Origin of the sequence: Paraburkholderia translucens, assembly GCF_020881035.1 — a bacterium.
Classification (GTDB): Bacteria; Pseudomonadota; Gammaproteobacteria; order Burkholderiales; family Burkholderiaceae; genus Paraburkholderia; species Paraburkholderia translucens.
This window is the reverse complement of record NZ_JAJITC010000001.1, coordinates 145,077-170,303: the sequence shown is the minus strand read 5'-3', so window position 1 is coordinate 170,303 and position 25,227 is coordinate 145,077. Positions and strand designations below refer to the sequence as shown.

Below are 25,227 nucleotides of genomic sequence, written 5' to 3'. Positions count from 1 at the left end.
GCGAAGTTCGCAATCAACGAAACCCCTGGAGGTATCAAATGGCTACCAACGTTGTTTCCGTGTTGAACGTTCTGGTCGAAACGTCGAAGGATGGCGAAAAGGGATTCATGAAGGCAGCCCAGGATGCGCACGACGAAGAGTTGAAGACGCTGTTTCGCTCGACTGCCGAAGACTGCTCGCGCGGCGCGCGTGAGTTGCAGGATGCCGTTCAGACATTGGGCGGCAAGCCCGAATCCGGCGGCAGCATGAGCGGTGCGCTGCATCGCGGCTGGGTCGACGTGAAATCGGCGGTGGGCGATCGCAGCGACCATGCGATTCTCGCCGAGTGCGAAAAGGGCGAGGACGTCGCGAAAAGGCGCTATCACGATGCACTCGAAAAGGATTTGCCGCCCGACGTGCGCGTGATCGTCGAGCGGCAGTACCAGGCGGTGCTACAGACGCATGATCGGGTGCGCGATCTGCGCGATCGGTATGCGGCGATGAAGCATTGATCGAAGCGCCAGCCGAATGGAAAGAGCCGGCAGTTCAAATGCCGGCTCTTTCATTTTCCGCTCACTCCAGTGGGATCAGTCGGCCACGATCTTGAGATGGTTCTTCACGCTTTCCACGCCCTTCACGTTTTGCACGACATCTTCCGCAGCGGTCTTGTCTTCAGCCGAAGGCACCGAACCCGTGAGCCACACGACGCCCTTGCGGGTCTTGACGTGGATATGCGTCGATTTGACGTTCTTCGCGGCAAGCAGGTCTGCCTTGACCTTGGTCGTGATGGTGCCATCGTCGATATGCTGGCCGACGCTTTCCGACGATGTGGCCGGGGCCGGAGCGGTCGTCTGGGCGGTCGCGTTCAGCGCGAATGCGACAGCGGCGATGCTGCCTGCGGTCTTCAGAAGCTGGATCGTCTTCATGGTTCTTTCCTTCAGGTGTTGTTGAAAATGGCGGTCTTGTTGCCGGTGGCCGATCGCGGCCGAAGCCGCTGATGACACACGTGGGGGCGTCGCCGCTACGGTACCGTCGGGGCCCGTTTTCCGACACCGGACGCGGTGTTCGCATCGACGCCCGATCGGCATGTTTGCGAAAGACGGCGCCCGTCCACACACCATTGGCCCGCAACGATCGTGCCTGCCCGGTTCGGGCCGCTCGGCGCCTTGCGCGCAAGCCCGCGCGAAGAGGGTTTTTCGACTGACGAATCGGGCCGCGGCGCGGTATCTGGCGAGGCGGCTCGACGTATGAAAAAGAGGACCGGAATTTGCCTGCCATTTGTAAAAACCGGCGCGCGCGGCCCATGCATTCCGTGCGCTTGAAGAAGCAAACCGTAATCGATACAGCGCTTTGCGCGCGCTGGTACGGAGCTTGCAAGGCTGTGGGCAAACCGGCTGATTCATTCTTCGGCTACCAACGAACGGAATCGACTTCAATGCCTTCAATTGAACTACGCGCGAGGCAGTCGCTTGCACTGACGCCTCGTCTTCAGCAGTCGGTGCGCCTCCTGCAATTGTCGGCGCTCGATTTCCAGCAGGAATTGCGCACGGCACTCGATACCAATCCGTTCCTCGAATACGACTCTTCGGAGACCGAGGACGTCGCGCTCGCCGATCCGGATTCGGGCGAAGAAGCCAGCGCGCTGCCCGCCGCAAATTCGCTGGCCCCGGCCGAACCGGACGGAGTGCCGGCGGAGAGCGCCGCGGGCAATTCCCTCGAAAGTCCGGCCCAGGACGACGTGCCGGCGGACTTCTCCGGCGACTACGGTTCGCGCAATTCGACCCGCCAGAACGGCGACGGGGACGGCAGCGACCCGGCCGAATGGGCCCGTTCGCAACCCACGCTGCGCGAGCAGCTGCACGACGCGCTGCGCCTCTATCGCCTCGACGACCACGATCGCGCGGTCGCCCGCTTCATCATCGAGGCGCTCGACGAAGACGGCTATCTGCGTCAATCGCTTGCCGACCTGGCCGCGAGCGTCGATATCGAACCCGCGTTGACCGAAGAGGAACTGCTGGTGGCGTTGCGGCTCGTGCAGTCGCTCGATCGTCCGGGGCTTGGCGCTCGCTCGCTGTCAGAATGCCTGGTCCTGCAGATCGATGCGCTTCCCGCCGATACGCCCGGGCGCGAAGTCGCGCGGCAACTCGCCGCGCATCATCTGGAACGTCTCGCGCGCCGCGAGCAGGCCGAGTTGCAAAAGCAGCTCGGCTGCAGCGCGGAGGAATTGCGCGTGGCCTGCGCGCTGGTGCGCAAGCTCGATCCGAAGCCGGGCAATTGCTACGGGCGCGCCGAGGATAACTACGTGGTGCCGGACGTGATCGTGCGTCAGGTGCGCAACAAGTGGGTCGTGTCGATCAATCCGGCGGTGCAGCCGAGGGCGCGCATCCATCGCATGTATGCTCAGCTCTTCGCGGAGTCGGCCGGCGCGAGCCATTCGCCGCTCGCGCAGCAGTTGCAGGAAGCGCGCTGGCTGATTCGCAACGCGCAACAGCGTTTCGATACGATTCAACGCGTCGCCGAATGCATCGTCGCGCATCAGAAGGCCTTCTTCCAGTACGGCGAGATTGCGCTCAAGCCGATGGTGCTGCGCGACGTGGCCGACGAGCTCGGCCTGCATGAATCGACGATTTCGCGCGCCACGGGCAACAAATACATGGCGACGCCGCGCGGCATCTTCGAGTTCAAGCACTTCTTCCCGCGCGAACTCGGCACGGAAAGCGGCGGCACCTGCTCCGCCGCCGCGGTGCGGGCGCTGCTCAAGGAGATGATCGCCGCGGAGAACACGCGCGATCCGCTGTCGGACGTGACGCTCGCGAAGATGCTCGCGGATCAGGGGGTGCTGGTCGCGCGGCGCACGGTGGCGAAATACCGGCATCTGATGAAGGTGCCGCCGGCTGAGCTGCGCCGACAGTTTTAAACCCGTCGAAGTTTTCGTGGCGGTCGACGATCAGGCCGCCACGCAACCAGCAGCACATTGCGCACTGGGTCATGCGAGGTTGTCCGCTCGCATGACCCTTTTGCGTATCTGGACGTTTCCCCGGCGTGCGATTACATTGGCGGGTCGAATGCAAGCCGAGGCCGGAAAGGATCAAAACCGGATCGGCACAACAACGGTGAGCGCAATGAAATATTCGAACCTGGTCGAGCGTCTGCAAGGGCGGCGTACGTCGGCGTGGGAGATTCATCGTGTCGCGCAGCAGGCGGCGGCCCGGGGGGAAGACGTGATCGTGCTGAGCGTCGGCGATCCGGAGTTCGCGACACCCGCGCCGATCGTCGAATGCGCCATCGACGCATTGCGCGCCGGCGATACGCACTACACGGCGATGGCCGGCCGCGAGCCTCTGCGCGCGGCGATCGCCGCCGGGCACGCGCGTACGACCGGCTGCGAAGTGAGCGTCGCCAACGTGGTGCTGACCGCCGGCGCGCAGAACGGCGTGTTTGCAGTGTCGCTGTGCCTGCTCGAAGCGGGCGACGAAGTGATCGTTCCCGAGCCGATGTATCTGACTTACGAGGCCTGCGTGCGCGCGGCGGGCGCGACGCTCGTCGCGGTGCCGGTCGATCCGGCGCGCGCGTTTCACGTCGACTGCGACGCGCTCGAAGCGGCGATCACGCCGCGCACGAAAGCGATCTTCTTCGCGACGCCGTGCAATCCGACCGGCGTCGTCATGCAGCGCGCCGATCTCGAACGCATCGCGCGGCTCGCCTGCGAGCATGACCTGTGGGTGCTGTCCGACGAGGTGTATGCGGAGCTCACGTTCGAGCGCGAACATGTGAGCATTGCGTCGCTGCCCGGCATGGCCGGGCGCACCGTCACGCTCGGCAGTCTGTCGAAGTCGCACGCGATGGCGGGGTGGCGCGTCGGCTGGGCGATCGGTCCGGCGGCGCTGATCGAGCACATGACGCGGCTCGCGCTCGCGATGCTGTACGGCCTGCCGGGCTTCATCCAGCAGGCCGCGTTGACGGCTTTGCAGAACAGGGCGGAGATCGTCGCCGATATCCGCGAGATCTACCGGCGCCGGCGCGATGTCGTGTTCGAGCGCTTGCATCGCGTGCCGGGCTTGCGGTGCCTGTTGCCCGAAGCGGGTATGTTCATCATGGTCGACGTCAGCGGGACCGGGCTCGATACGACCGAGTTCACCTGGCAGCTATTTCGCGCGCAGGGCGTGGCCGTGCTCGACGCCAGTGCGTTCGGGGAGACGGCCCAGGGGTTCGTGAGGTTGGGGCTGGTGGTGGGCGAGGAGCGCTTGATCGAGGCGTGCGAGAGGATCGCGGTATTTGTGGAGGGGATCAAAGATTGAGAGGGAGGCGTGAGGAATGGCGGGCGCAATCACGCCGCTGCATAGCCAAGCAGTCGCGCCTGCGTTCCCGCGAGAGCGAGGAGTGTGTCGTCGCTCGCGGGCGTATCGGGAATCAGGTACAGGTCGCCGATATCGGTCACCGGATCGCTGAACGGCGTCGGTGAATGGCGTTGTGAGATCAGGAAGTCGCTGATCGGCGATGCATCCGCGAGGCCGAGAAACTGCCCGAGGCCGGCCGCCGTCGCCTGCGGTTCCTCGATGACCTGCCGGTACGAAACGGTGAGTGCCTGAGCCGCCGGTATCTCTTCGAAGAATGCGTTGATCTCGCCGACATACTGCCCCCACACCCGGATGCCGTCTTCGATCGATCCGGTCCAATGCTTGTGCATGAGCGAATTGGCCACGTGACGAGGATCGCGATGAATATGAATGAAGCGCGCCTGAGGCAGCAATTCGCGTATCAGGTGCAGACACGAGCCCGAGCGCGGCAGTCGTTCGATCGAACCCGTTCGGCCCGACAGCACAGTGGGGTCGGCATACGATGGATGCTTGTCGCCCCAGATCGGCGCGCCGATCTTCAGCTCTTCCCGATAGAAGCCTTCCACCCACTCACCCAGCGTACGGCGGCCGAATGCGCACAGGCGTTCACGGAAGGTTTCGCCGAGCAGATCGGGGCGATGGCAGCCGACTTCCAGAAAGTCCTTCAGCAACGCAAAGACGCGGCACTCGTTGGTTAGCTGTATCAGAGGATGCGCGTTCAGCACGGAACAAAGAAAGGTCGTCCCGGACCTCGGTGAGCCAATGATGAACAGCGGGAAGGACTCCATTGCGCGCTCCTTGACGTTGATTCGCCCGGATTCCGAGCTTACGCAAGCGACATGGCGTGAACCTGACGCGGACATGACTGCCGCGCCAGCCGCTTTCATGGAGTGTCACTTCTACCGTCGATCTGTGATTCGCAATTCTCGAAACAACGGCGCGGCTTACTTCTTCTTGCGCACGAACTTCAACCCGAACCGCACGAGCCACGGGATCGTTTCGGGTCGCAGCAAGCGCGGGTCATACCCAGCGAAACGCCGTTCATTTTCCTGAAGGCACAGTTGCATCAATTCCGGCACGCTGATATCGACATCCGTAACCGACTGCGCGCCGTTGACCGTGAAGTTGTTGTCGTGCTCGTGAACGTTGCCTTCGGCATCCATGGCACGCGCGAGCCCGATGCGCTCCCAAACGAGAAACGCCCACACGCCCGCTACCTTGATCTCGAAGCGGATGCGCTGCCACCATGAAAGCTGCGCGCGATGCCACGCGACCCAGTTCGCGAACAGCAGGATATGGCGGCACTCTTCCTGCATCACCGGCTCGAACGTCTCGGTGAGTTCCGGCGGAAAGAGGCCCGAGCGCCGCGCGACTTCGAACAGGCCGAAGGCGAAGAAACTGTCGATACATTCGCTATAGCCCGTCACGAGGTAAGCGCGTTCCGTGTCTTTCGGGTAGACATAGGGCGGCTCGCTCGCGAGCGCGATGCCATACGCGTGCACCATCCGCGACAATACTTCCTTATGGCGATTTTCTTCCCACGCGTTCAGCGCGAGCGCGTCGCGCAGGTCCGGCTCGTCGAGCGTCGCCGCGTAGGCGGCCATGCGCAGGCGTGCCCTGCCTTCGGTTTGCACGGCGATGTCCCAGATCGGCAGCTCGACGATGCGCTTGAGCGTCGCGGCTTCGAGCTGCGGCCAGGCGAGCACGGACGGGCGATACGGATTGAAGGTTTCCTGAAACATGCGGCACATCTCGCGCCGGTGCACGTCCGAGCCGGGGGGCAGCGGGCCGCTGACCTTGCTCGTCCAATGCCGCATGGCGTGGTCGGCGGCGTCCAGGGTCGCGCGGTCCGGCAGTTCGTGCGGCAGTTGCGGCGCACGGAAGCCGGGGATCAGCGAGGCAGCGTCGAATGCATCCAGTACCAGTTGGTCCATTGGGTATTCTCGACTAGGCGACGAAGGCGCTGACGATTCTGCCATGACTGTGCACGAGTGCGCCACGTCGCGAAACAAGCGGTTTGTAATGTTGGCAGTGCGGTGACGCCGACGGTTGACGGCGCGCAAACTTGCGTCAAGAATCGAGCGCCGGGTTCGCTCCCGAATCCGGTCAGCGGGATTCCAGCGCGTTTCGACTCGTGACAGACAACTTCATGATCCTTCGCTTCTCTGCTTCGTTGCGCCGCTCGCTGACAGCGCGATTGCCGGCCGCCGCGCTGACGGCCACGCTTTGCGTCGCCAGTGTGACGCCGTTCGGTGAACGCTGCATGGCGGCCGGGCAGATCGGTGCGTCGAGCGCCGCGCAAAGCACGGAGACGACCGAGAGTCCGGACGCCGTCGCATCCACGCCCGTCGCGCCCGCGAGGCGGGCCGCCTCGCGCGGCGACACGCAGGCTGAATGGAATGCGCCCGACTCAACCGATGCGGCGGGCAAGCCTCGCAACGACAAAGCGCCGCTGCCCGCCATCCCGGTGCCGCCTGAGACCGCGAGCGTCACCACCCATGCGCTTCGCATGAACGGCCGCAAGCTCGACTACACGGCAAGCGCTGGCAATCTGCTGCTGCACGACAGGAATGGCGCGGCCAACGCGAGCGTGTTCTATGTCGCGTACACGGTGCCCACCAGAACGCCGGCGACGCGGCCCATCACGTTTCTGTTCAATGGCGGGCCCGGCGCCGGCAGCGTGTTCCTGATGATGGGCTCGGTCGGCCCGAAGCGGGTGCGCACCGCGAGCCCAGCGAGCACGCCGCCCGCGCCGTACACGCTCGACGACAACCCCGACAGCCTGCTCGACACCACCGACCTCGTGTTTATCGACGCGGTCGGCGCGGGCCTGTCGAGGCCGGTCGGCCATGGCACGGGCAAGGACTTCTGGGGTGTCGATGAGGACGTCAACGCTTTTGCGCAATTCATCGACCGCTATCTGACGGTGAATCAGCGCTGGAATTCGCCGAAGTACCTGCTCGGCGAATCGTATGGCACCGCGCGCGCCGCGATGCTCGCCTACCGCTTGGGGCAGAACGATATCGCGCTGAACGGCGTGATCCTGCTGTCGTCGGTGCTGAATTCCGCGGCGTTCTCGCCGGGTCTGGATTTCAGGAGCGAAAGTTATCTGCCGAGCTTCGCGGCGATCGCGTGGTATCACGACAAGGTCACGCCGAAGCCCGCGAGCCTGCCGGCCTTTCTCGACGACGCGCGCGCGTTCGCGCGCGGACCCTACGCCCAGGCGCTCGCGCAAGGCGATGCGCTGCCCGACGATCAGCGCGACGCGATCGCCGCGCGCGTGGCGTACTTCACCGGTCTCGACGCGGGCTTCGTGAAGCGCAGCCGCCTGCGTCTTTATCCAGGGCGTTTTCGCAACGAGTTGCTGCGCAATGAGTCGCGCAGCGTGGGCCGCTACGATGCGCGCTTCGAAGGGATCAATCACGACGATGCATCGGAGGACCCCGACTTCGATGCCTCGGTGAGCAGCGTGTCGAATGCGTTCAATGCGGCGCTTCATCAGCATCTGGCGGAAGACCTTCACTACACGCCAACGGACCGGTACCTCGTGTTCAGCGACGATGCGCTGAGGCAATGGGACTGGAAACATCGCGAATGGTGGGGCGAGCGGCTGGAACTGCCGTACGCGGGCGGCGATCTGGCCGAAGCGATGCGGCAGAATCCGCAGTTGCGGGTGCTGTCGCTGAACGGCTATTTCGATCTCGCCACGCCGTTCTATGCGACCGAATACGCGCTTGCGCATCTCGGCCTCGACGGCCCGCTGCGCGAGAACGTGCGCATCGCCTACTATCCGACCGGCCACATGGTCTATCTCGACGATGCCGCGCTGCATGCGATGAAGCGTGATCTCGTGAGCTTTTATACGGCGCACCCGCGTTGAGACGGCCGAATCGGCGCACGGTGTCGACGGTATAATTTCACGCACCGTGGAGTAGCCGCGCACTCCGTCAACCGGCTTCATCGTTTGCTGCCTATGCCATTCACCCCGATCCCGTCCTTCGCGCGCAAGCGCATTTCCGACGTGGTGTCCGACCAGATCAAGCAATTGATCTCGGCGGGCACGCTGATGCCCGGCGACCGTCTGCCGGCCGAGCGCGATCTCGCGGCGCAGCTCGGCGTGTCGCGGCCCTCGCTGCGCGAGGCGCTGATCCGGCTGGAGGCGGATGGTTACATTGAAACGTCCGGCCGTGGCGGCTTCACGGTGGTCGACGTCACCGCGCCGATCATCTCCAGGCCGCTTGCCGAGTTGCTGCTGCAGAATCCGCGTACCAGTGCCGACATTCTGGAGTTGCGCCAGGGGCTCGAAGCGATTTCGACGGTCTACGCCGCTCAGCGCGCGACCGCGGCCGATCTGAAGAAAATCCGTGCGGCGTTCGAGGCGTTGAAGGCCGCATCGTTGTCGCGCGACCGTGCGAATCTCGCCGAACTCGATGCCGCGTTTCATCTCGCGATCGCCGACTCCACGCACAACGTCGCGTTGGCGCATGTGATGCACGGCATTCATACGCTGATTCGCGAGGGTATGCGCCAGTATCATCGGTTGATCGATTACGACGACGCGATGGAAAAGCAGTTGATGAGCCAGCATCAGGCGATTTACGACGCCGTGATCGCGCGCGATGCACCCAAAGCGCGCAAGGCCGCCGAGCGGCATCTGGCCTTCGTGTGCGAGATTTACAAGGACGATGCGGCGAAGCCGTCTGCTGCCGTGATTTCCTGATTGGCGGATTTGCGCACCGGGTAGCCGCCAGAATTGACACCGCTCGCGGTCTTTTCTATAGTCTTGGTCAGACCAACATGACCAAACTGGCCGGACGGCCAGAATCGGTCAAACCGCCGCCGTCCCCCGGATTTCCCGAAGAGCCTATGAAAGTCGCGCTGTTTATCCCGTGCTTTATCGACGCGTTCTATCCCGAGGTCGGCATCGCGACGCTCGAGCTGCTCGAACGTTTCGGCATCGAGGTCGACTATCCGCCGCAGCAGACCTGCTGCGGCCAGCCGATGGCCAATAGCGGCGCGCATGCGGACGCCGCCGCCACCGAGAGGCTGTTCGCGCGCAATTTCGCGGGCTACGACTACATCGTCGGACCGTCCGCGAGCTGCGTCCATCACGTGCGCGAGCATTTGAGCGCGCTAGAGCAGACCGATGAAGTGAAGAAAGTGCGCGCGAGCGCTTACGAACTGGTCGAGTTTTTGCACGACGTGGTCGGCGCGCGCGAATTTCCGTGGGCCGAGTTTCCGCATCGCGTCGGTCTGCACACCAGTTGCAGCGCGCTGCGTCATCTGAAGCAGGCATCGGCATCCGAAATTGCCGGCACGCCGTTTTCGAAGCCGCGCACGCTGCTCGAAGGCGTAAGGGGAATCGAGTTCGTGAAGCCGGCAAGGCCGGACGAATGCTGCGGTTTTGGCGGCACGTTCTCGGTCACGGAAGAAGCGGTATCGGTGCGCATGGGGCAGGACAAGGTGCGCGACCATCTGAATGCGGGTGCCGAGTACATCGTTTCGGGCGACATGTCGTGCCTGATGCACCAGCAAGGTTGTGCTGAACGCATGAAGGCCGACGCGCGCTTCATTCATATCGCACAGGTTCTCAATGGAGCGCGCGCATGAGTCGCAACGGGCATCGCGTCGACCACGCGAGAGCGGCGGGTTCTTTCATCGGCAAGACCGAGCACGTCGCGTTTCACGACAAGCGTCTGTGGGACCTGCGCGAGAAGCGCGATGCGCAGGCGCACGGCATTGCCGAATGGGAAACGTTGCGCACGCTGGCGTCGGGCATCAAGGAACATACGCTGTCGCATCTGGCCGACTACCTTGAGCAGTTCGCGGCGACGGCCGAGGCCAACGGCGTAGTCGTGCATTGGGCCGCGACAGCGGACGAGCACAACGCGATCGTCCACAGGCTGATGTCCGAGCGGGGCATGACGACGCTCGTGAAGAGCAAGTCGATGCTGACCGACGAATGCCGCATGCGCGACTATCTCGAACCGCGCGGCATTACCGTGATGGAGACGGACCTCGGCGAGCGCATTCAGCAGCTCGATCATCAGGACCCGAGTCATATGGTCGTGCCGGCGGTGCACAAGCTGCGCGCGGACGTGGCCGAATTGTTCGGCCGCACCATCGGCACCGATCCGGCCAATAGCGACATTCACTACCTGGCCGAAAGTCAACGCATGAATACGCGACCGTATTTCGTGCGCGAGAAGACGGCGGGCATGACCGGCTGCAATTTCGCGGTGGCCGAAACCGGAACGGTTGTCGTCTGCACGAACGAGGGGAATGCGGATCTGTCGGCGAACGTGCCGCCGCTGCATATCGCCTCGATCGGAATCGAGAAGCTGATACCGAAGGTGTCGGACCTCGGCGTGTTCGTCCGTATGCTGTCGCGCAGCGCATTGGGCTCACCGATCACGCAGTACACCTCGCATTTTCGGGCGCCGCGGCCGGGCACCGAAATGCATTTCATCCTCGTCGATCATGGCCGAGCCGAGCGGCTCGCGATGGAGGACTTCTGGTACTCGCTCAAATGTATCCGCTGCGGCGCGTGCATGAATACGTGTCCGGTCTATCGGCGCAGCGGCGGCCTGTCATACGGCGGCACCTATTCGGGACCGATCGGCGCGATCATCAATCCGACCTTCGATCTGAAACGGTATAGCGCGTTGCCGTTCGCATCGACGCTCAACGGCAGTTGCACGAACGTATGTCCGGTGAAGATCAACATTCACGAGCAGATCTACAAATGGCGCGCGGTGATTGCCGAGCAGCACGAAGTGCCGTTCGTGAAACAGGAGGTACTGAAGATGGCGGGGCGTTTGCTATCGAGCCCGACCTTGTATCGCGCGACGGTGTCATCGATGGGCAGCGCGTTGCGGCGGCTGCCGAATTTCGTCTTGTATAACCCTTTGAACATCTGGGGACGGCAGCGCGAATTGCCGGAAGCGCCGAAGATGACTTTTCATGCGTGGTACAAAAAGAATCGCGGAGGCGGCGATGACAACGCGTGAGGCTTTTCTCGCCAAGGTGCGCGCCGCGCAACCGGCCGCGCGGCCGCGTCAGGACGTGCCGCTGTTCGATGCGCCCGGCGGAGATCTGCGCGCGCGTTTCACGGCCGCGTTGCAGATGATGGGCGGGACTTGCGTCGAAGCGGCGAGCGCGGGCGAGGTCAGCGACCTGATTCGCGAGCGATTTGGCGCGGCGGCATCGATCGCATCGGCGACCACTGAAGTGCCCGGCACGCGGGCGATCGGGGCGCACACCGACCCCGCATCGCTACAGGATGTCGACGTCGGTGTGGTGCGGGCCCGCTTCGGCGTCGCCGAAACCGGCTCGGTGTGGTTGAGCGAGCGGGAATATGTGGTCAATGCGTTGGGCTATATCGTCCAGCATCTGGTCGTGTTGCTCGATCCCGCGCAATTGCTCGATGGACTGCAGGACGTCTACCGTCGCGACGATTTCCGCAGCGCGCGGTACGCGGCGCTCGTTACCGGCCCGTCGGCAACCGCCGATATCGAGGGTGTCCTGATTCGCGGCGCACAGGGGGTTCGCTCGCTGACGGTCGTGTGGCTCGCGAACTGATGCGCGGCGGTTGCCGCGCCGGACTTTGCTATCATCACTGTATAAACATACAGGTCCCGCACAAAGTCCGTGGCAACCGCTACCCGCTCAGAGATCCGTTCTGACGTCCCCTACTACCTGCTGAATTTCGAGCGCGCGCTCGCGTGGCTCGGCGCGCGTTACGACGATCTGCTCGACGACGAGGAACACGCATTTCTCGACGGCTTCGCGCAATTGCCTCAGGCTTCGCGTGCATTGCTGGTGCGCATGCTGATGCGCAAAGGCCGGCTGTTCCGGGCGAGCCGCCTGGTTTATGACGAAATCGGCTGTCCGATGCAAGCCGCGCTGCCGATGGCGCTGCATCGCTGGATCGTCACCGATCCGCCACTGTCTCTCGACGATCTTTTCGCGCTCAGCACGCGCGCGCAATTGCTGGATATCTTCACGGACGCGATCGCCCGGATTCCCGGCGCGAAGGCGCTGCGCAAACCGGATCTGCTCGAAGCGCTGCGCGCGTTTTACGAAGCCGAAGGCGACGACGTGCCTGCGTGCGTTTCGCGTCCGCTTGCCGGATGGCATGGCGCCACGACGGACCGCGTGCTGCACGTCGCGATCGCGCCGTTGTGCGAGCGCTTGCGCCTGATGTTCTTCGGTAATCTGCATCAAGACTGGTCGGAGTTCGTGCTCGCCGATCTTGGCGTGTTCCAGTACGAGAAGGTCGCGTTTGGGCCGTCGTCGCGTGCATTCCAGCGACGCGCGGATATCGACGTCTACGTCGCGCTTCACGCGTGCCGGGAAGCGCTCGAACGGCTACCGGTCGACAACGACGCGGGCGCACTGGAGGAACTGATCGCGGCCGTCCATTCGATCGAGACCGCGAACCCATGGCTCGAAACGCGTCGCGCGAAACTGCTGTTCCGCATCGGCCAGGATTGCGAGCGGCGCGGGCAGTGGGGCACCGCGCTCGCGGTCTACGCCGCGTGCGCCTGGCCGGGCGCGCGTCATCGACGCATGCGGGTATTCGAGCGCGGCGAGCGTTTCGCCGAAGCGCTCGCGCTGGCCTTGCAGGCTGACGCCGCGCCCGAGAGCGAGGAAGAAGCGCAGCGTGTGGCGCGGATGTTGCCGCGTTTGCGGCGCAAGTGCGGCGAGCCGGTGCCGCGCGCACCGGCGGCACGGCCCGTCGAGCGCGGCACGCTGGTGCTGCCGAAGCCTGACGCGCCAGTGGCCGTCGAATACGCGGTGCGCGATCATTTGAGCAGCGACGCCGCGCCGGTGCATTACGTCGAGAACGCGCTGATCAATTCGCTGTTCGGCCTGCTGTGCTGGGAGCCGGTTTTCGCGGCGCTGCCCGGCGCGTTTTTTCATCCGTTCCAGCGCGGGCCGGCCGATCTGTACGCGCCGGATTTTCACGCGCGTCGCGCCGCGCAGTTCGGCGCGTGCTTCGCGCAACTCGATAGCGGCGTCTATCGCGAGACGATTCTGCGCCATCTGCGTGACAAGGCCGGGGTGCAGTCGCCGTTCGTGTTCTGGGGACTGCTGACGCCCGAACTCATTGCACTCGCGCTCGACTGTCTGCCCGCCGCGCATCTGAAGCTGTGGTTCGAGCGCCTGCTCTCCGACATTCGCGGCAATCGTTCGGGCTTGCCCGATCTGATCCGGTTCTGGCCGGCCGAGCGTCGCTATGAATTGATCGAGGTGAAAGGCCCTGGCGATCGTCTGCAGGACAACCAGATCCGCTGGCTCGCGTATTGCGCCCGGCACGGCATGCCGGTGCGCGTGGTCGATGTGCGCTGGGCCGGGCAAGAAGCGGAGAGCGAAGCAGACATCGCAGGGCCCGGCGAAGCGGAGCGCGCCGTATGAGCTATGTAGTGGCCGTACGAGCGATGTGCGAATTCACGGCGCGGCGCGGCGATCTCGATCTGCGCTTCACGCCCGCGCCGACCTCGCTCGAAGGCATCGCGGGGCATCAGATGGTTGCGGGGCGGCGCGCAAGCGGCTACGAGACCGAACTCGCGCTGACGGGCACGCATCGCAGTCTGACCGTGCGTGGCCGCGCGGACGGCTACGACCCAATCGCGAACCGGCTGGAAGAAGTGAAGACGTATCGCGGCGATCTCGCGCGCATGCCTGCGAACCATCGCGTGCTGCATTGGGCGCAGGCGCTCGTGTATGGACACCTGCTGTGCCAGGCGCGCCGGCTCGCCGAGCTGACGGTCGCGCTGGTGTACTTCGACATCGGCAGTCAGAAGGAAACGGTATTGACGCAGCAGCACAGCGCTCGCGAACTCGAAATCTTCTTTGTCGAGCAGTGCGAGCGATTTCTCGATTGGGCCGTGCAGGAGGACGCGCATCGGGCCGAGCGCAATGCGGCGCTCGTCACGTTGCAGTTTCCGTACAAGCAGTTTCGCCGCGGGCAGCGCGAGTTAGCGGTGGCCGTGTATCGTGCGGCACGCGACGGCAGGCCGTTGATGGCGCAGGCGCCGACCGGCATCGGTAAAACGCTGGCGACGATTTTTCCATTGTTGAAGGCTTGCGGCGAAGAGCGGCTCGATCGCGTGTTCTTTCTGACCGCGAAAACACCGGGCCGCGCGCTTGCGCTCGAGGCGATCGACTCGCTGCACCGGGCAGCGCCGTTGCCGTTGAGAACACTCGAACTCGTCGCGCGCGACAAAGCCTGCGAGCATCCGGACAAAGCCTGCAACGGCGAGTCCTGTCCGCTCGCACGCGGCTTTTACGATCGTCTCGATGCGGGGCGCGCCGCCGCGCTGGCGACGGCGCGGCTCGATCGCGCGGCCGTGCGCGAGGCTGCGCTGGCGCACGACATCTGTCCGTACTATCTGGCGCAGGAGCTTGCGCGCTGGGCCGATGTGATCGTCGGCGATTACAACTACTACTACGACACGAGCGCGATGCTGTATGCGCTTACGCAGCTCAACCAGTGGCGCGTCGGCGTGCTGGTCGACGAAGCGCACAACCTGCTCGAACGCGCGCGCCGCATGTACACCGCCTCGCTCGATCAAAGCGCGTTCCGGCTCGCGCGCAAGAGCGCGCCGGCGGCGCTGAAGAGACCGTTGGAGCGCTTGCAGCGCGAGTGGAACGCGGTGAAGCGGGCGCAAACGGCCAGCTATCAGGTGTATGCCGAGGTGCCGGGCAAGCTGCTGTCGGCCGCGCAGAATCTGATCGGCGCCGTAACGGATCAACTTGCCGACGCACCGTTGTCGATCGACGAACAAGGGCTGCGGGCCTTCTTCGACGCCATGCACTTCGTCGCGCTCGCCGAGCAGTTCGGCGAGCATTCGATGTTCGACGTGGCGTTGAGCGCCGACCGGTACTCGCCGCGCGACAAAACCAGCGCGACGCTGTGCGTGCGCAACGTGATCCCCGCGTCGTTTCTCGCGCCGCGCTATGCGGCCGCGCGTACCACGGTGATGTTCTCCGGTACGCTCAGCCCGCAGCATTTCTATCGCGACACACTTGGGCTTGCCGACGACACGCAGTGGCTCGACGTGGAAGGGCCGTTTCGCGCGGACCAGTTGCAGGTGCACGTGGCCGCTCATGTGTCGACGCGCTGGCGCGACCGCGAGCGCTCGCTCGCGCCGATCGTCGAGCTGATCGCGCAGCAGTACGATGCACAGCCCGGCAACTACCTGGGTTTCCTGAGCAGTTTCGATTATCTGCAACGCGTGGTCGCGCTGCTGCGCGAGCGGCATCCGGGCTTACCGGTGTGGGCGCAGGAGCCCGGCATGGACGAAGCCGCGCGCGACGCATTTCTCGCGCGCTTCAGGACGATGAATCGGGGCATCGGCTTCGCGGTGCTCGGCGGAGCGTTTTCGGAAGGCGTCGATCTGAGCGGCCAGCAGCTGATTGGCGCGTTCGTCGCGACCCTCGGCCTGCCACAGATCAACGAGGTCAACGAGCAGATGCGCCGTACGCTCGACGCGCGCTTCGGCAACGGCTACGACTACATGTACCTGTATCCGGGTTTGCAGAAAGTCGTGCAGGCGGCGGGGCGTGTGATCCGCACCGAGGAAGACCGCGGCGTCGTGCATCTGATCGACGACCGCTTTCGCCGGCCGGAAGTGCGGCGCCTCTTGCCGCGCTGGTGGCAAGTGCGCTAGCGCCGCGCGGCGCTAGCGCACGTTCACGCGCGCGGCGTGTCACGCATGCGGCGAGGTCGCGCCAGGATTGCCGAGTGTGCCGGGGCCGCCGGCCGGACTGGGATCGACGGGAATCTGATCGTCGAGCGGCGCGTCGCCCTTGTGCGGAACGTGGCCGTCTCGCGAGCGCGGCACGACCGTATCGACCTTGGCCTTGCTCGCGGGATCCCAGGTGAGCAGATGACGCTGCGGATTTGCGATCTCGATGCCGAGTTCGCTGAAGCGCTCGACGATGCGCCGGTTGAATTCGCGCTGCACACCCCAGCGCGACGTATCGCGGCATTGCATCTGACCGGCCAGCGTGATCGCCGACCCGTCGACCGCATCGACGCCCCAGAACGAGAAGTCCGACAGGATGCCCTCCTTGAACTTGTCATCGTCGCGCAGCGAGGCGCCGATTGCCTTCAGCGTGTCGATCGCGCGCTCGACGTCCTGACCGAACACGATGTTCACGCGCACCGCCGCGTTGCCGAGCCCGCGATTCGTGTTGTTCACCGTCGACACCGAGCTGAACGGCACCGTGAACAGCGAGCCGTCGCTGCCACGCAGCCGCACGGTGCGGATCGACAGATATTCGACGGTGCCCGACACGCCCGCGAGCGTGACCCAGTCACCGACCTGCATCGCGTTTTCCATCAGCAGGAAGATGCCAGTGATGAAGTCCTGCACGAGCTTCTGTGAGCCGAAGCCGAGCGCAACGCCGAAGATACTCGCGCCCGCCAGCAGGGGGCCGATATTTACGCCAAGTTGGCTCAGGCCGGTCAGCACGACGACGAGCGCGATCACGCAGAAGAGCGCGGTGCGCAGCATCGGCAACAGGGTGCGCAGGCGTGCCGCGCGCACCAGATCGCCGCTGCTCGTCCAGTTGTCGAGGCGCCGCTCGGCCGAGACGTTGACGACCTCCCACACCACCAGCGCGACGATCGCGGCCACGGCGATCGTTGCGAGCGCCGAGGCGAGCCGGTGACCGATCGTGCCGCTGCGGAACAGATCGAGAACGTCGACGCCCCATGCCTGCAACAGTGCGAACGCGGTGACGATGCCGATGATCCAGCTCACCACGCGCCGCAGCAGCGGGTAATAGCGGTGAGCGTGCTCATGCACGAGCGAGCGCGACTCCTCGTCCTCTACATGAAAAACGCGCGCGAGCGCGCCGAAGATCACGATCGATACGAGCCGCGCGCCGATCAGGATCGCGAGCGTCATGCCACCGATATTCACGAGCGCGTGATAGCCGTTCTGCACGTCGAAGGCCCACACGAACCACAGCGCCATCACGATGCCCACGGTGGCCCAGGCCCACGCGTCCGCGAGCGCGTTGCCGAACATCTCCAACGACTCGTGCACGGAGAAGCGTTTGCGGATCCGGTTGGCGACCGGCTTCGCGCAGCGCAGCACGAGGATCGAGATCATGACGTGACCGACGAGCGCGACAACTTTCAGCAGCGCGAGACGCGCGGCGTCGTTCAGGCCGAGCGCCTGCGCAAGCCCGGCGAGCGCGACGCCGGCCCCGACAACGGCGACGATCCGCTCGATCCAGCCAAGCACGTAGGCGGCCCACGCATCGCCCATGCGCAGCAGCCGCAGACGCGGCGCGGTCGGTTGCAGGAAGAACGCGCCGAGGATCGCGACGCAGCGGCACACCACATAGACGTCGATCAGCGAATCGAGCGCGCGGTCCTGCGGGGTGCCGTTGCTGGTGACGATCGGCATGAGCCCGCTCGCCGCGCCGATGAACACCGCGAGCGGCACGAGCCGCACCAGCGTGATCAGAAACGCGCGCGGCAGACGTTGCAGCAGCGTCCAGTGGTGCGTCGCGCTGCGCTTGCCTTCGGCTTTGATCGCGCGGCCTTTTTCCGAAGGCGAGGCGTACGGCGCGGTCGGGCCGGTCGCGACGAACTGCGCCTCGTCGTTCTCCTCCAACCACGCGGCTTCGCGGCGCGCGGCGATCGCCCGATAGGCGCGCCGCAGCAGCCGCCGTGTCAGCCATTCGAGCACGAGCGCAGGGACCAGCGCGGCCAGCAGCGACCCCAGCACCTTGAACAGCACCGCCCGCGCGTGCGGGTCGGTGAACTGCCAGTGCCACCACGCGCGCGCCGACCCGATGTCGAGCAGCGCGGCGATCGAGTCGCGCAGCGAGGTCGCGAGATGGGCGACGTAATGCGCACCCTGGCGCGCGAGCTGCGAGGCGAGGCCATTGGATTTGAACGCGTCCGGCACGAGCGCGGCCGGACCGCTTGCCGCGGCGGGCGCCGACGCTGCCGGGGCGCTCAACGCGCCGGCGGCGGCGATCGCCTCCAGCGTATCGGCGAGTTGCGCGCGACGTTTCGGATCGTTCAGGACGTCGAGCGCGTTGCGGGCCTGCTGGGGCGTCAGGCTGACGGGGGCCGATGCGGGCGCGGCGGCGGGGGTGGCCTGCGGCGCGGCGGCAAAGGTGGGTGCCGCGCCGGTAAGCAGTAAAACGAAAAAGCAGACTCTGAGAAATTTTTGCATAGGGTGTAAGGCGGGGTGAAGCCAATGCGGGCGATTGTGCCGGAACCTGAGGCCGGTTTCAGCCGGACGACCCGGGACGGACACGGGTTGCGGGGCTGAAGTTCCTGCGGCGCAGGCATGCCGGCCGGGCGTGCGGTCGATGCGACAGGATAGCCGATGACGGCCGGCAGACCTGTCGAAGGTAGCAGAAAGCCGGCCCGGGCCGGTGTGGCGGGGCAGGGATGGACCCGCTTCGTGGTGAAAATTCTGGCGCAGGTGCGGGAGGGTCTCGGGCGACTAGTTCAGGCGCGCGCCGGGCGCGCTACGTGGCGGATGATCTATTGCCTGCGCCGTGCGCCGCTCGGCATCCACTACGAAAAGCCGCTTGAATCGCTGCTCATGCCGCCGACGAGGTGTGCCGCCCGGCTTCGTCGTCGCCATCCGGGCCGCCGCTTGCACCGCGTCCGGCCGGCTCCTGATGCAGCCGGTTCGCGTGCATCAGCCGGTACAGCGTGGCGCGCGAAATGCCGAGTTCGGCCGCCGCGTCGGACAGCTTGTAACCGTGCCGCTGCAGCGCGTTCTCGATCGCGTCTTTTTCGGCTTTGCTGCGGATTTCAGCGAGCGTGACCGCCGGGCCGTTGTCGGCCTCCGGCAAGCCGAGGTCGCTCGCGGTGATGAAGCGGCCCTCGCTCATCACGACGGCGCGGCGCACGCAGTTGATCAGCTCGCGCACGTTGCCCGGCCACGGATAGTTCGACATCGCGACGATCGCGTCGCTGGACAGGCCGCGCAGTTTGCGCGCACCGTCCTGTTTGTACATGCTGAGCGCGTAGTTGGCGAGCAGCTTGATGTCGCCGCCTCGTTCGCGCAGCGGCGGCTCCACGAGGCGCAGCACGCACAGCCGGTGATAGAGGTCGGAGCGGAAGCGCTCGTCTTCGACGGCGCGCTCCAGATCGACGTGGGTCGCGGAGATCACGCGCACGTCGACGCTGATCGGACCGTTGCCGCCGAGCCGCTCGATCGTGCCTTCCTGAAGGAAACGCAGCAGCACCGCCTGGCATTCGTGCGGCATGTCGCCGATTTCGTCGAGAAACAGCGTGCCCTCGTGCGCGCTCTCGATGCGGCCGATCTTGCGTTGCAGCGCGCCCGTAAATGCGCCGCGCTCATGGCCGAACAGTTCGGCTTGCAGCAAACCTGGCGGGATCGCCGCGCAATTGATCGCGACAAACGGGCGGCCGGCGCGCGGCGAGCGATCGTGAATAGCACGCGCGGTCAGCTCCTTGCCGGTGCCCGATTCGCCCGCGATGAACACCGGCGCGTCGGTCACGCCGCATTTGTCGATGCGCCGGTAGAGCTGCTGCATCGGCTCGCATTGTCCGACCATGCCGTGGCGGCCGAGCGAAGGCTCCAGCGCGTCGCGCGGCTGACGCAGGCTCGACAGCCCGTGCGCATGGCCGAGCGCGAACACGAGCCGCTCGTTGAGCCACGGTTGCGTGACGAAATCGAAGCAGTAGTCGAGGATGAAGCGGCTGACGAGCTCGTTGTCGGCCTGGCCCGGCATGATCTGCGCGACCCAGTTGGTTTCGACGCGGCGCATGCACAGCGCGAGTGCGGACAGTTGCTGTGACGTGCAATCTTCGGGTAACTGAATGAGACCGACCTTGATGTTGCAGCGCTCGATCGTGCGTTCGGCAACGGCCGGGCTTTTCGCGTGCACGGCTTGCCATCCCGACGCGGCCAGAAACTCGACGAGTTTCTGGTCGGGCGCGTTCGCCACGTACAGAACGGAGCGTTCCGTGTCGGCTGGCGTGCAAGTCGTAGTCATGGTACCCCCGGGTTCGGTCCGTCAGGACTGCTCTGCGACTCATGGAAATTCAGGCGGCCACCGGCAGCATTCCGGCCGCGACGCATTCACGGCTGCAGCGATCACGAACAAGGGATCCACCGAAAGCGCGGCGTAAAGCGCAACGCGCTGAAGGGCGGACGGCTTCATGCAATGGCGGCGTACTTACGTTCATTGCTGAAACTGCCCGGCGACTTTATCCCCGAATCGTGAAAACCAATTGAGCTGTGGTTTGCCTCGTTGGTCTGATACAGACGCTCTGATTGGCGCATGGTCTAACGATAAGCGAAAGCGCCTGAAAGCGCCACACAAAGAAATATGGATCGAAGACGCATTTCGTGGTTTTCGGATTCACATGGACCACTAATGAAATAGTCGTCAAGTCCGGTTATGCGAGGCATCGCACATTGCATGGCATTTGCCGGGGCGTTAAGGCGTGGAAAAACCGGACGGGACGTGAGCGGCCATGTTTCATGCTTGCGACAGATTGGACAGCACGCGTCGAATGCGCTTTGCCGCGCCGAGAGGACGCCTTGTCGGTCTCGCGCAGCCGCAACAACCGCCTGCGCGCGGCGAAGCGCGTGTCACAAACGAATCAATGCGCGCCGGGCCACACTTTCAGCGCGGCTTACGCCGCCTCGAAAGTCGGGCCGATTTTTCGATGGCCTGAAGCCTGGACGGGTTTCTCACCGATTCGAAAGGATGTTGGCATAACCGTTGCAATAAGGATGGTACAAAAATGCGGTTTGCCGCCTGGTCGACGTTATGGGGAAAACGGGATTTGAAAAGACCAGCGGTGAAAAGGTCGCTCGCAGGCAGTTCGGGGAGACATCGGGTGTTTGCGGGAGCGCGGCGGGGCCTTCTTAAATACGTCACAAAAGCGGATGGGTGGCGGACCGGCATGACGGCCATTCAAATCGGGACGACAAAGGCATCGGCTTCGCCGTTTTTTCTTTTTCGACTTTTTGTCCTGGCGACGCGAAAAGGATGGCGATAACGACAGGCAAGGCGCGGGCGAATATTGCGCGCGACACGCCGGGAAACAGTAGGGGCCGCGCCGGCCCGGGACCAGCCGGCGCGACGAAGCGGGGAGAGCGGCCATAGTCTCCGCAGAGAGACGAATGGACGAGATGAACCGGGTGCCGTGTCCGTGAGTTGGCACGGGCACGGCGACCTGGATCAACGGCCGGGGCGCTGCCGCGATGCGCTCGACGCGGCGCGGCGGAGCGGCGCCGCCGACGACGACAGCGACGTTTGACGCTCTACCCGCCGGCTGATGGTTTTCATGTCATCGCTGACCGGCAGCGCGCCCGCGCGGTAGCCCGCGTCGTCAGTCGCGAAAGACGCCTTGAATAAGAACTCATGCATGACGCGCCGAGCGCCGCAGAGCTGACATGATCGACATCTTCCTGATTGCCGCCAGCATTGAAAACGCGCAGTGCATCGTCGCTTGCCTCGAAGAGAGCGGCGTGCGTTACCGGCTGTGCACCGCGTACGGGTCGGTCCGGCAATTGCCGATGCATGCGCGCATGGTCCGCAGCGCGGACCTGCTGATCGTCGACGACGCCAATCTGAACGCCCCGGCGCTCGACGGCATCGGACAAACGCTCGCCAGCGCGCCGACGCTCAATTGCATGCTGGTGACGCCGCGGCCGTCCGCCGCGCTGACCGGCGCGGCGTTGCGCGTCGGCGTGCGGCGCGTGCTGTCGTGGCCGCTCGATCATCAAGCCGTCGGCGACGTGCTCGCGAAAATCGACATGCAGCGCCGCGGGCCCGGGCGGCGCGGCGCACGTGTCGTGGCGTTGGCGTCGAGCAAGGGCGGCAGCGGAACGACGCTGATCGCGGTCAACCTCGCGTGGGCGCTCGCCGCGCGGCGCGACAGGCGCGTGCTGCTGATCGATCTGAACCAGCAATTCGCCGACGCGAGTCTGCTGATGGCGAATCGGCCGCCGCCGATGACGCTCGCCGATCTGTGTTCGCGCAACGAGCAATTCGACGCGGCGCTGTTCGACGCGTGCACCATGCGAGTGCGCGCGAACCTCGATCTGCTCGCCGGCGCGGGCGATCCGCTGAAGGCCGCCGAACTGTCGCCCGCACAACTCGAACGCATTCTGACGCTCGTGCGCGAGCGCTACGACGCCGTGCTGATCGACGTCGGCACGAGCCTGAATCCATCGACCGTCCGGGCGCTCGCCCATAGCGACGCGATCTCTATGGTCGTGCGGCAGAATCCGTTGTACCTGCATGGCGGGCGCCGCATGCTCGATATCTTTCGCGAGTTGGGGCATCCGGCCAGCAAGGTGCGGGTCGTCGTCAACCAGTACGACAAGAACGCGCAGATCAATCTGCCGATGCTCGAACGCACGCTCGGCGCGAAGGTTGCGCATCAACTGCCGCGCGACGATCAGAGCGTCGACGACGCGCTGCGCCGCGGCGTGCCGCTCGTAGCATCCGCGCGCGACAGCGGGCTCGCGCAAGGCATCGGCCTGCTCGCGAACATGCTATGGCCGCCGGGTGCCGAGCGCCGCAGGAGGCTCGTCCGGCTGTCCGCGACCGGGCCGGACCTGCCGCCGCAATTGAAGCCTGGCGCCTAGGTTTGCTGACATATGGAACGCGCGTGCATTGCCTGATTTCGACGACGAGCACTTCCGCGCGTACCGGAGTAAGGTGAAGTTTCGGGTGAGTCCCGGCATGTTTTGGCGCCGGACCGGCTTGCGCGGTCCGCCCAGTCCAGCGAGAAAATCACGTGAGCGCCGAGCCGTCCATGCAACGTGCGCAGGGTTTGACCGACCTCGTGTCGATCCTGTCCAATCCGATTCTGAATACGGATTCGTACAAGGCATCACACTATCTGCAATATCCGCCCGATGCGTCGGCGATGTTCTCGTACATCGAATCGCGCGGCGGACGGTATGACCGCACGCTGTTCTTCGGCTTGCAGATGCTGCTGAAGTCGTACCTGTGCCGGCCGGTCACGGGCGCGATGATCGACCAGGCCCGCGCCTTCTTCAGCGCGCACGGCGAGCCGTTCAACGAAGCGGGCTGGCGCTATGTCGTCCGGCAATACGGCGGCTATCTGCCGGTGCGGATTCGCGCGGTGCCCGAAGGCTCGGTCGTGCCGACGCACAACGTGCTCGTCACCGTCGAATGCGACGATCCGCACGTGTTCTGGCTCGCGTCGTACCTGGAGACGATGGTGATGCGCGTGTGGTATCCGATCACGGTCGCGACGCAAAGCTGGCATCTGCGCCAGACGATCCGCGCCGCCCTGCTAAAGAGCAGCGACGATCTCTCGCAACTGCCGTTCAAGCTGCACGATTTCGGCGCACGCGGCGTGTCGAGCGCGGAGTCGGCGGCGATCGGGGGCGCGGCGCATCTTGTCAGCTTCATGGGCTCGGATACGGTGCTCGGCGTGCTCGCGGCGAATCACTACTACCACGACAGCATGGCCGCGTTCTCGGTGCCGGCGGCCGAGCACAGCACGATCACGGCGTGGGGCCGCGAGCGCGAGATCGACGCGTATCGCAACATGATCGCGCGCTTCGGCAAGCCGGGCGCGATCGTTTCGGTGGTGTCCGACTCCTACGACCTGTTCGCCGCGCTCGACGCATGGTGCACCGAGCTGAAGCAGGCGGTGCTCGATTCCGGCGGCACGCTCGTGATTCGCCCGGACTCGGGCGATCCTTGCACGATCGTGCTGCATACGCTGCGCACGCTGGAGGCGTCGTTCGGAACGCAGACGAACAGCAAGGGGCGGCGCGTGCTCAATCATGTGCGCGTGATTCAGGGCGACAGCGTGAACCCGGAAGCGATCGGCGCGATTCTCGCCGCGATGGACGAAGCCGGCTTCGCCGCCGACAACATCGTATTCGGCATGGGTGGCGCGCTATTGCAGCAGATCAACCGCGATACCCAGCGTTTCGCGATGAAATGTTCGGCGATCCGGCTTGGCGACACATGGCACGATGTGTCGAAGGACCCGGTCACGGATCACGGCAAGCGCTCGAAGAAAGGCCGGCTCACGCTGCTGCGCCATCGCCGCACCGGCGAGTACCGGACGGTCACGTTGCCGGTCATGTGGGACGAGCGAACGGTGGCGGGCGAGTGGGACGAAGTGCTCGCGACGGTGTTTGACACGGGCCGCCTGCTGGTGGATTCGTCGCTGGCCGAGATTCGCGGCCGCGCGTATGCGGACGAAGTCTGATTCAACTTTCCCCGTGCGCGTGCGGCTATGTCCCGCGATCCGTCCTCGCCTCGCGCCGGTCCCCCATTCACGGCGTTTTCCGTTATCGTGTGCGCCGTGCCCGCGGCCTGCCGCGCGCGGGCTGTTTTTTCGGAGCGCGGCGCGTCTCATGCTCGCGCACGACGCGCTCCCGCAATACACCACACGACATCAATGAGCCATCCCAACACCGAGCTGATCGAACGTTTCTACACCGCCTTCCAGCAGCGCGACGCCGAGACCATGGTTGCCTGTTACGCCGACGACGCCGTTTTCAGCGACCCCGCCTTCGGGGAACTGGTCGGCGACGAAGTGCGCGATATGTGGCGCATGCTCGTCAAGCACGCGCAGGACTTCACGCTGACCTTCAGCGACATCGAGGCGAACGACCGCACCGGCCGCGCACAGTGGGTGGCGCGCTACCGTTTCGTCCAGACGGGGCGCGACGTCGTGAACCGGATAGACGCACGCTTCGTGTTCCGCGACGGGCTGATCGTCGAGCATCGCGACCGCTTCGATCTGTGGCTGTGGATGCGGCAGGCGATGGGCGTGCGCGGCACGCTGTTCGGCTGGTCGCCGTTCGTGCAGCGGATGCTCAGGCAGCAGGCGCGCCGGGGACTGCTGCATTATCGCGGGCAGTTGCGGCGCGAGTAGGCG

Annotated in this window: 18 protein-coding genes; 13 read left to right on the top strand and 5 right to left on the bottom strand. The window is 65.0% G+C overall.

Going from position 1 to position 25,227, the window contains the following annotated elements:
* The first annotated feature begins 38 nt into the window (after positions 1–38).
* On the top strand, positions 39–491 hold the full coding sequence (locus LJ655_RS00720) for a PA2169 family four-helix-bundle protein (RefSeq protein WP_230559346.1): 453 nt from the start codon (positions 39–41) through the stop codon (positions 489–491).
* Between the two features lie 75 nt (positions 492–566).
* On the opposite strand, the gene LJ655_RS00715 is transcribed toward LJ655_RS00720, so the two are convergent.
* Complete coding sequence (locus LJ655_RS00715; protein WP_230559345.1) at positions 567–905, bottom strand: BON domain-containing protein; 339 nt, start codon at positions 903–905, stop codon at positions 567–569.
* A gap of 509 nt (positions 906–1,414) precedes the next feature.
* Here LJ655_RS00715 and LJ655_RS00710 point away from each other — a divergent pair.
* On the top strand, positions 1,415–2,896 hold the full coding sequence (locus tag LJ655_RS00710; protein WP_230559344.1) for an RNA polymerase factor sigma-54: 1,482 nt from the start codon (positions 1,415–1,417) through the stop codon (positions 2,894–2,896).
* Positions 2,897–3,101: 205 nt separating this feature from the next.
* Positions 3,102–4,277, top strand: a complete 1,176-nt coding sequence (locus LJ655_RS00705) for a pyridoxal phosphate-dependent aminotransferase (protein ID WP_230559343.1) — start codon at positions 3,102–3,104, stop codon at positions 4,275–4,277.
* 29 nt (positions 4,278–4,306) lie between these two features.
* Here LJ655_RS00705 and LJ655_RS00700 read toward each other — a convergent pair whose 3' ends face one another.
* Together LJ655_RS00700 and LJ655_RS00695 are read right to left on the bottom strand one after the other, a co-directional pair.
* A complete protein-coding gene (locus tag LJ655_RS00700; RefSeq protein WP_230559342.1) occupies positions 4,307–5,104 on the bottom strand; it encodes a sulfotransferase family protein in 798 nt (265 codons plus the stop codon).
* Positions 5,105–5,260: 156 nt separating this feature from the next.
* Positions 5,261–6,250 (bottom strand): ferritin-like domain-containing protein, encoded by a 990-nt coding sequence (locus tag LJ655_RS00695; protein WP_230559341.1) that lies wholly within the window; start codon positions 6,248–6,250, stop codon positions 5,261–5,263.
* Between the two features lie 215 nt (positions 6,251–6,465).
* Here LJ655_RS00695 and LJ655_RS00690 point away from each other — a divergent pair, with 215 nt between their 5' ends.
* The 7 genes from LJ655_RS00690 (at position 6,466) to LJ655_RS00660 (ending at position 15,994) form a co-directional block, all read left to right on the top strand.
* Positions 6,466–8,196 (top strand): S10 family peptidase, encoded by a 1,731-nt coding sequence (locus tag LJ655_RS00690; RefSeq protein ID WP_230559340.1) that lies wholly within the window; start codon positions 6,466–6,468, stop codon positions 8,194–8,196.
* A gap of 93 nt (positions 8,197–8,289) precedes the next feature.
* Positions 8,290–9,036: a FadR/GntR family transcriptional regulator gene (locus tag LJ655_RS00685; RefSeq protein ID WP_230559339.1), complete on the top strand. Its 747-nt coding sequence runs from the start codon at positions 8,290–8,292 to the stop codon at positions 9,034–9,036.
* A 146-nt stretch (positions 9,037–9,182) separates the two neighbouring features.
* Positions 9,183–9,926, top strand: a complete 744-nt coding sequence (locus LJ655_RS00680; protein WP_230559338.1) for a (Fe-S)-binding protein — start codon at positions 9,183–9,185, stop codon at positions 9,924–9,926.
* The gene (locus LJ655_RS00675) at positions 9,923–11,326 is read left to right on the top strand and encodes a lactate utilization protein B (protein WP_230559337.1); all 1,404 of its coding nucleotides are present in this window, start codon (positions 9,923–9,925) and stop codon (positions 11,324–11,326) included. The genes LJ655_RS00680 and LJ655_RS00675 overlap by 4 nt, the downstream gene beginning before the upstream one ends.
* On the top strand, positions 11,313–11,897 hold the full coding sequence (locus LJ655_RS00670; protein WP_230559336.1) for a LutC/YkgG family protein: 585 nt from the start codon (positions 11,313–11,315) through the stop codon (positions 11,895–11,897). Before LJ655_RS00675 ends, LJ655_RS00670 begins: the two co-directional genes overlap by 14 nt.
* A gap of 69 nt (positions 11,898–11,966) precedes the next feature.
* Complete coding sequence (locus tag LJ655_RS00665; protein ID WP_230559335.1) at positions 11,967–13,736, top strand: VRR-NUC domain-containing protein; 1,770 nt, start codon at positions 11,967–11,969, stop codon at positions 13,734–13,736.
* Positions 13,733–15,994, top strand: coding sequence for an ATP-dependent DNA helicase (locus LJ655_RS00660; protein WP_230559334.1), 2,262 nt, complete (start codon positions 13,733–13,735; stop codon positions 15,992–15,994). Before LJ655_RS00665 ends, LJ655_RS00660 begins: the two co-directional genes overlap by 4 nt.
* A 39-nt stretch (positions 15,995–16,033) precedes the next feature.
* Here LJ655_RS00660 and LJ655_RS00655 read toward each other — a convergent pair whose 3' ends face one another.
* Both LJ655_RS00655 and LJ655_RS00650 read right to left on the bottom strand, forming a co-directional pair.
* The gene (locus LJ655_RS00655) at positions 16,034–18,526 is read right to left on the bottom strand and encodes a mechanosensitive ion channel domain-containing protein (RefSeq protein ID WP_230559333.1); all 2,493 of its coding nucleotides are present in this window, start codon (positions 18,524–18,526) and stop codon (positions 16,034–16,036) included.
* A gap of 376 nt (positions 18,527–18,902) precedes the next feature.
* A complete protein-coding gene (locus LJ655_RS00650) occupies positions 18,903–20,330 on the bottom strand; it encodes a sigma-54-dependent transcriptional regulator (RefSeq protein WP_230559332.1) in 1,428 nt (475 codons plus the stop codon).
* A gap of 1,412 nt (positions 20,331–21,742) precedes the next feature.
* On the opposite strand from LJ655_RS00650, the gene LJ655_RS00645 reads away from it, so the two are divergent.
* The 3 genes from LJ655_RS00645 to LJ655_RS00635 all read left to right on the top strand — a co-directional run bounded on the left by LJ655_RS00645 (position 21,743) and on the right by LJ655_RS00635 (position 25,224).
* Entirely contained in the window at positions 21,743–22,942 is a 1,200-nt protein-coding gene (locus LJ655_RS00645; RefSeq protein WP_230559331.1) for a CpaE/TadZ family protein, read from the top strand.
* Positions 22,943–23,112: 170 nt separating this feature from the next.
* The gene (locus LJ655_RS00640; protein WP_230559330.1) at positions 23,113–24,552 is read left to right on the top strand and encodes a nicotinate phosphoribosyltransferase; all 1,440 of its coding nucleotides are present in this window, start codon (positions 23,113–23,115) and stop codon (positions 24,550–24,552) included.
* 192 nt (positions 24,553–24,744) lie between these two features.
* Entirely contained in the window at positions 24,745–25,224 is a 480-nt protein-coding gene (locus LJ655_RS00635; RefSeq protein ID WP_230559329.1) for a nuclear transport factor 2 family protein, read from the top strand.
* Positions 25,225–25,227 lie beyond the last annotated feature (3 nt).

Bases quoted from the DNA above. Each gene is read 5' to 3' on its own strand.
- LJ655_RS00720 (WP_230559346.1), top strand. From the start codon at position 39: ATGGCTACCAACGTTGTTTCCGTGTTGAACGTTCTGGTCGAAACGTCG.
- LJ655_RS00715 (WP_230559345.1), bottom strand. From the start codon at position 905: ATGAAGACGATCCAGCTTCTGAAGACCGCAGGCAGCATCGCCGCTGTC.
- LJ655_RS00710 (WP_230559344.1), top strand. From the start codon at position 1,415: ATGCCTTCAATTGAACTACGCGCGAGGCAGTCGCTTGCACTGACGCCT.
- LJ655_RS00705 (WP_230559343.1), top strand. From the start codon at position 3,102: ATGAAATATTCGAACCTGGTCGAGCGTCTGCAAGGGCGGCGTACGTCG.
- LJ655_RS00700 (WP_230559342.1), bottom strand. From the start codon at position 5,104: ATGGAGTCCTTCCCGCTGTTCATCATTGGCTCACCGAGGTCCGGGACG.
- LJ655_RS00695 (WP_230559341.1), bottom strand. From the start codon at position 6,250: ATGGACCAACTGGTACTGGATGCATTCGACGCTGCCTCGCTGATCCCC.
- LJ655_RS00690 (WP_230559340.1), top strand. From the start codon at position 6,466: ATGATCCTTCGCTTCTCTGCTTCGTTGCGCCGCTCGCTGACAGCGCGA.
- LJ655_RS00685 (WP_230559339.1), top strand. From the start codon at position 8,290: ATGCCATTCACCCCGATCCCGTCCTTCGCGCGCAAGCGCATTTCCGAC.
- LJ655_RS00680 (WP_230559338.1), top strand. From the start codon at position 9,183: ATGAAAGTCGCGCTGTTTATCCCGTGCTTTATCGACGCGTTCTATCCC.
- LJ655_RS00675 (WP_230559337.1), top strand. From the start codon at position 9,923: ATGAGTCGCAACGGGCATCGCGTCGACCACGCGAGAGCGGCGGGTTCT.
- LJ655_RS00670 (WP_230559336.1), top strand. From the start codon at position 11,313: ATGACAACGCGTGAGGCTTTTCTCGCCAAGGTGCGCGCCGCGCAACCG.
- LJ655_RS00660 (WP_230559334.1), top strand. From the start codon at position 13,733: ATGAGCTATGTAGTGGCCGTACGAGCGATGTGCGAATTCACGGCGCGG.
- LJ655_RS00655 (WP_230559333.1), bottom strand. From the start codon at position 18,526: ATGCAAAAATTTCTCAGAGTCTGCTTTTTCGTTTTACTGCTTACCGGC.
- LJ655_RS00650 (WP_230559332.1), bottom strand. From the start codon at position 20,330: ATGACTACGACTTGCACGCCAGCCGACACGGAACGCTCCGTTCTGTAC.
- LJ655_RS00645 (WP_230559331.1), top strand. From the start codon at position 21,743: ATGATCGACATCTTCCTGATTGCCGCCAGCATTGAAAACGCGCAGTGC.
- LJ655_RS00640 (WP_230559330.1), top strand. From the start codon at position 23,113: ATGCAACGTGCGCAGGGTTTGACCGACCTCGTGTCGATCCTGTCCAAT.
- LJ655_RS00635 (WP_230559329.1), top strand. From the start codon at position 24,745: ATGAGCCATCCCAACACCGAGCTGATCGAACGTTTCTACACCGCCTTC.